Origin of the sequence: Archangium sp. (assembly GCF_036388035.1) — a bacterium.
In the GTDB taxonomy this organism is placed as follows: Bacteria; Myxococcota; Myxococcia; order Myxococcales; family Myxococcaceae; genus Archangium.
This window is the reverse complement of sequence record NZ_DASVSO010000846.1, coordinates 1-5,471: the sequence shown is the minus strand read 5'-3', so window position 1 is coordinate 5,471 and position 5,471 is coordinate 1. Positions and strand designations below refer to the sequence as shown.

The following is a 5,471-nucleotide window of genomic DNA, read 5'->3' as shown; positions in this document are numbered from 1 at the left end:
GTGCTGCTCGACGTGATGATGCCGGGCATGGACGGGCTGGAGGTGTGCCGGCGCATCCGCTCCAAGAGCACCATCCCCGTCCTCATGCTCACCGCGCGCGGCGACGAGACCGACCGCGTGGTGGGGCTGGAGCTGGGCGCGGATGACTACCTGGCCAAGCCCTTCAGCCCTCGCGAGTTGCTCGCGCGGCTGAGGGCCGTGCTGCGACGCGCCCAACCCGCCTCGGTGGCGGAGAAGCTGGAGGCCAGCGGCGTCGCCATCGACGCGTCCGCCCGCGAGGTGCGCGTGGGCGGCCGGCTGGTGGAACTCACCGGGCTCGAGTTCGACCTGCTGGTGGCCCTCGTGCGGCGCGCCGGGCGCGTCATTCCCCGCGATGCCCTGCTCGGCGAGGCCGGCCGGAGCGACACCGTGGTGGGCGAGCGCACGGTGGACGTGCACATCTCCCACCTGCGGCAGAAGCTGGGCGACGAGGGCTCGCGCCTCATCAAGACGGTGCGCGGGGTGGGCTACCTGTTCAGCAAGGACGGCCCATGAGCCGGCTCCCGCGCGGACCCATGAGCCGGCTGGGGTGCTTCATCCGCGCGAGGCTGCGCCGCCGGCTCTTCGTCTGGTTCGGCGTCTCCATCTTCACCACCTTCGTCGTGGTGGCCACGGTGATGAGCGTGATGGGGGGCCTGATGGGAGGCGGCCCCTCCTGGCGCCAGGAAATGGACCGGGTGCGCACCTTCGCCGGCCACCGGCTCGCCGAGGTGTGGGACGACCCCGCGCGCCGGGACGCACTCGCCCGCTCCGTCGCCGAGGACCTTCGATTCGACGTGGAGCTGCGGGACGCCTCCGGGGTGCTGCTCCTGCGCACCGGGCAGGCCTGCCCTTCGTACGCGGAGCTCTCCGTGCCGGTGGAGCGCGACGGCGTGAGGCTCGGAACGGCGCTGGCCTGTTACGGGCAGACCCGGCCCCGGCAGCCCTGGCGCGGACCGATGGTGTTGCTGCTGGCCGGGACCACGCTGTGGCTGGCGTCGGGGTGGCTCGCTCGCCGGCTGTCCCGGCCCATGGATACGCTGGCGCGAGCCGCGCAGGAGCTGGGCGCGGGCAGGCTGGACACTCGGGTGACGCTGGGCCGGCACGCCACGGGCGAGATGTCCGTGCTGGCCGAGGCCTTCAACGACATGGCCTCGCGCATCGAGCGGCAGATGGCGGATCAGCGCGAGCTGCTGGCCGCGGTGTCACACGAGCTGCGCACGCCGCTGGCGCGCCTGCGGGTCCTCGTGGAGCTGATGCGCGACGCCGGAGGCCCGGAGCGGACGGCGGACCAGATGGAGCGCGAGGTGGTGGAGCTGGACGCGCTCGTGGGCGAGCTGCTCGCGAGCTCACGGCTGGACTTCGGCCAGGTGGCGCCGCGCGAGCTGGATGGGAAGGACCTCGCGACGCGGGCACTGGAGCGAGCGGGAGTGCCGGTGGAGACGCTCGCGGTGGACGCCCCCGACGCGAAGCTGGTGGGAGACGCCACGCTGCTGGGGCGCGCCCTGGCCAACCTGCTGGACAACGCGCGCAAGCACGGTCAGGGCCCGGAGGCACTGCGGCTCCTCGAGCGCGAAGGGCGGCTCGCCTTCTGCGTGGATGACCGGGGCCCGGGGCTGCTGCCCGGCGAGGAGACGCGCATCTTCGAGCCCTTCTACCGCAAGGACCGGGGCGGCGAGGCGCGCGAGGCGGGCTCGCTGGGACTGGGGCTCGCGCTGGTGCAGCGGATTGCCCGGGCCCACGGCGGCGACACCTTCGCGGAGAACCGCCCGGGCGGAGGCGCCCGGGTGGGCTTCACCCTGCGGCGCGAGGGGCCGGCCACGGTCAAGGCACCGCCTGAAGTCGCCCGTTCACGAGCGTGAGAGGTGGGCAGTACGGGCCCACCTCGCTCCGCGTCCACCAGTGGCCGGTAGCGCGCCATGTGTCCCAATCCGTGAAGCGGTAGTCGAAGAGGCGCGTGCGCACGAAGCGCGGCGGCGTCTCCGGAAAGGGGTCCTCCATGAAGAGGTGCCGCGCGGTGGCGTCGCCACGCAGCAACTGCTCCTGGAGGCGGATGAGCCACGGGTTGTTCCGACAGGTGGAGAGCGAGGCGAACCACATCTGCCAGTCGAGCCGCGGCTGGTGCGGAGCCACGAAGGGAGGCGCCTCGTCCAAGCGGCCCGGACGGTACGGCAGGAGGTACTCCTTCCACGTCTGTCCCTCGGAGCTGCCCTCGATGAGGATCTCCCGCCGCTCGGTGGTCATCACCGCGAAGAGGCCATAGGTGTTGAAGCTCCGGAAGCCGGAGAGGGCCTCCTGCGCCTTGTCGAGCAAGCCCGGCAGCGGGCGCCCGGTGAAGCGCTGCACGTCCATCGAGAGCCCGAGCACGGCATAGGCGGCGGCGAAGAGGCCGAGGGCCACGGCACCCAAACGGACGCTTCGGCGAGGAAGGACGGGAGCGACGGGGGGCGGCGCCCCGGTGCGCCAGCGCGCGAGCACGCCGTCATCGAGCGCGCAGAGGCAGAGCACGAGCGTGAGGAGGTTGAAGAAGCCGTAGTTGCCGGTGGCGAGGATGCCGAGCTGCAACGCGGCGAGCAGGCCAGCCGCGGCGAGCCGGGCGGGCCTGGGCCCGAAGAGGAGGAAGGGAACCCCCAGCTCGAGGGCGAGCATCCCCCCGGCGCTGGCGCGCTGGAGGACGGGGGGCAGGAGGTTCGCGAACCAGGCGACGGGGTTGGGCAGGGGCTGCGACCAGTAGTGGTACTGGAGCGCGGTGAGGTCCCTCCACGTCGGGTCCCCGCTGGCGAGCTTCACCACCCCGGACATGACCATGAGCCGCAAGAGGAGGAGGCGCGGCAGGAGGATGGCGCCCCGGGGAGGCGCGGGGGAGACACCGGAGGGCAGCAGGTGGCCCGGGGCGAGCGGGAGCGAGACGAGCGCGGTCTCGAGGAGCAGCACGTCCCACTGGTAGCCGAGGAAGACATCGCCCACGGTGGTGAGCGAGAGGTAGCAGGCCCAGGCGCCGACGAGGGCCCACCGGGGGGCCACGTTGGCGGCGAGCAGCACGCCACAGGCAAGGCCCGCGAAGCCCACGCCGCGCAGGGCCCCCTCCCCCGCCCCGAGCCACCACAGGAGCGTGGGCAACCGCCAGTACCGCTCGGGAGCCGGGAGCACCTGGCCCACACCCTCGAGCAGCGCGGAGGCGGGGCTCAGCCCCTGGGGCCCCAGCAGCGCCGGGAGCTGGGACAGGAGCGAGGCGAAGGCGAGGACGAAGACGAGCCCGAGGGCGCGCAGGTACAGCCAGCGCACCCGGGCGACGGACAACCGCGCATCGCTGGAGGGGACGAGGTCCACGCCCCCAGGATGCTACTTCACGCCACCCGAGGCCGTGCTCTTGGCATCCGCCGAGGAGAACTCGAAGGAGGCGGAGGCCGTCTCCCCCTCTTTCACGGTGATCTCGGCCGTGCGGGTGCCGAGCGTCTCGTGCCAGGCCTCGAGGGTGTAGGTGCCAGCGGGCAGGTGCTCGATGGAGAAGGAGCCATCCGCGCCGGAGGTGGCGAAGTACGGATTCGGGTTCACCACCACCCAGGCCGTCATCCACGGGTGGATGTCGCACTTGAGACGCACCACCTCGGACTCGGCGGGCAGCGCGCGCTGCACGGCCTTGCCGTTGGGCGGCTGGGCCACGTTGAAGATGGACTTCGTCCCGGCGAGGGCCCGCGCGTTGTGCAGCGTGCCATCGCTGTTCTTGATGAGGATGGGCTGGCCCGCGGCGACCCCCTGCACGCGCGGCAGGTAGGTGCACTGGTGCTGGTCGATGACGGCGGGCTTCGCCCCCTGCGCGCTGGGCAGCAGGCCGCGCACACGCACGAGCACGTTCTCCAGCTTGCCGGCCTTCACCCGGATGGCCTGGTCCGTCGACGCCATGCCCTCGCAGGCGGAGTCCATGCTCGGAGCGATGGCGGCCTGCGGGGGAGGCGTGCCCTTGAAGGACACGGTGCCCCGGACCGTCCCCCCCCCGGTGAGCGCCTGGGGAGCGGGCTCCGCCACCGGAGCCGCCTCGGGCTTCGGCGCGGCCTTCGCCTGGGCCGGCGGCTGCACGGCCCCACGAGCGGGGGTCGGCGCGGCCTCCTCGTTCTTGCAGGCCGACAGGGCGGCGAGCCCCACGGTGCCGAGCACCGCGACGCCCAGCGTACGCAACTTCATATGCACACTCCCTCGTGCCGCTGGCGTGACGCGCTTCCGTCGCGGGCGGACTGATGTAACGGGTCCTTCTGTCGTAGCAGAAGAGTGGACCCGGAAGTCAATGTAAGACCCGTCTTTCCAGCTATTCGCGGCGGCTGATGCTGAAGGCGGCCAGCCCGAGGAAGACGGTGGCGAAGACGAAGAGCACCGGCACCTCCAGGCCCGCGCCGGATGAGGCCGTGCCCACCGCGAGGGAGGCCTCGGCGCCGTACAGCGCGCGCCGCACCCCCTCCACGGAGAAGCGCATGGGGTTGAGGCGCATCACCCAGGCGAGCGCGGGTCCGGCGCCCTTGAGAGGAAACACCGCGCCGGACAGCCCCCACATGGGCAGCAGCACGATGCTCATCACCGCGTGGTAGCCGGAGGTGGAGCGCACCCACCAGGCGAGGGCAATGCCCATGCAGGTGAGGGCCAGGGCGGACAGCACCATCACCGCCGCCAGCAACGGCACGTCGAGGGTGGCGGCCTTCACCCCGGCCAGCGGGGCGAAGAGGAGGAAGAGCGAGGCCTGCATCAGCGCGATGGCCGAGGAGCCCAGCGCCTTGCCCAGCACCACCGCCAGGCGCGAGCCCGGCCCGGCCAGCACCGACTGGAGGAAGCCCTCGCGCCGGTCCTCGATGACGGAGATGGTGGCGAAGATGGCGCTGAAGAGCACCACCATGGTGACGATGCCGGGGTAGGAGAACTGCTGGTAGCCCAGGCCCTGCGCCCCCTCCACGCGGAAGGAGCCGGAGAAGCCCGCGCTGATGACGAACCAGAAGAGGATGGGCTGGGCGAGCGCGCCGATGATGCGGCTGGGCTGACGGAAGAAGCGCACCACGTCGCGCACCAGCAGCACGCGCACGGTGGCCCACTGCAGCGCGAGCGCGCCGGGGGCCCTCGCCTCCTCGACGGAAGGAAGGAGCTCCACCGGGCGCGGCGCCGTCTCGGGCGCGTGGGTGTCCGGGGCGGTGGTGGCGTGGGCGTTCATCGACGACGACTCCTACGAGGGGGCTCGGCGGTGGGCTGGTCCGCGCCGAGCGCGCGACCGGTAAGCTGAAGGAACACGTCCGCGAGGGTGGGACGGCGCAGGGACACCGAGGCGAGCCGGCCGGCCGGAAAGGCCTCCACCAGCCGGGGCACCAGCGCGTGCCCCTGCTCCACCTCCACCTGCACCCGGCCCTCCACCACCTGGGCCTCCAGGCCGAGCCGCGCACGCAGCTCGGCCGCGAGCGCCTCGGGCTCTCGGGCCT

5 protein-coding genes and 1 pseudogene are annotated in these 5,471 nt (G+C 72.7%); 2 read left to right on the top strand and 4 right to left on the bottom strand.

What is annotated here, in order from left to right; genetic code table 11:
• The coding region (locus tag VF697_RS34945; protein ID WP_331101894.1) for a response regulator transcription factor at positions 1 to 534 on the top strand (534 nt) is incomplete at its 5' end.
• Positions 531 to 1,880, top strand: coding sequence for a HAMP domain-containing sensor histidine kinase (locus tag VF697_RS34940; protein ID WP_331101893.1), 1,350 nt, complete (start codon positions 531 to 533; stop codon positions 1,878 to 1,880). The genes VF697_RS34945 and VF697_RS34940, both read left to right, overlap by 4 nt.
• On the opposite strand, the gene VF697_RS34935 is transcribed toward VF697_RS34940, so the two are convergent.
• From VF697_RS34935 to VF697_RS34920, 4 genes and pseudogenes are all read right to left on the bottom strand, one after another.
• Positions 1,843 to 3,348: a lipase maturation factor family protein gene (locus VF697_RS34935; RefSeq protein WP_331101891.1), complete on the bottom strand. Its 1,506-nt coding sequence runs from the start codon at positions 3,346 to 3,348 to the stop codon at positions 1,843 to 1,845. The two genes, VF697_RS34940 and VF697_RS34935, sit on opposite strands and share 38 nt — an antisense overlap.
• 12 nt (positions 3,349 to 3,360) lie before the next feature.
• Positions 3,361 to 4,200, bottom strand: a complete 840-nt coding sequence (locus VF697_RS34930; protein ID WP_331101889.1) for a carboxypeptidase regulatory-like domain-containing protein — start codon at positions 4,198 to 4,200, stop codon at positions 3,361 to 3,363.
• A gap of 121 nt (positions 4,201 to 4,321) precedes the next feature.
• On the bottom strand, positions 4,322 to 5,209 hold the full coding sequence (locus tag VF697_RS34925) for an ABC transporter permease (RefSeq protein ID WP_331101887.1): 888 nt from the start codon (positions 5,207 to 5,209) through the stop codon (positions 4,322 to 4,324).
• Positions 5,206 to 5,471, bottom strand: a pseudogene (locus VF697_RS34920) (ABC transporter ATP-binding protein); the annotation flags it as partial. The gene VF697_RS34925 and the pseudogene VF697_RS34920, both read right to left, overlap by 4 nt.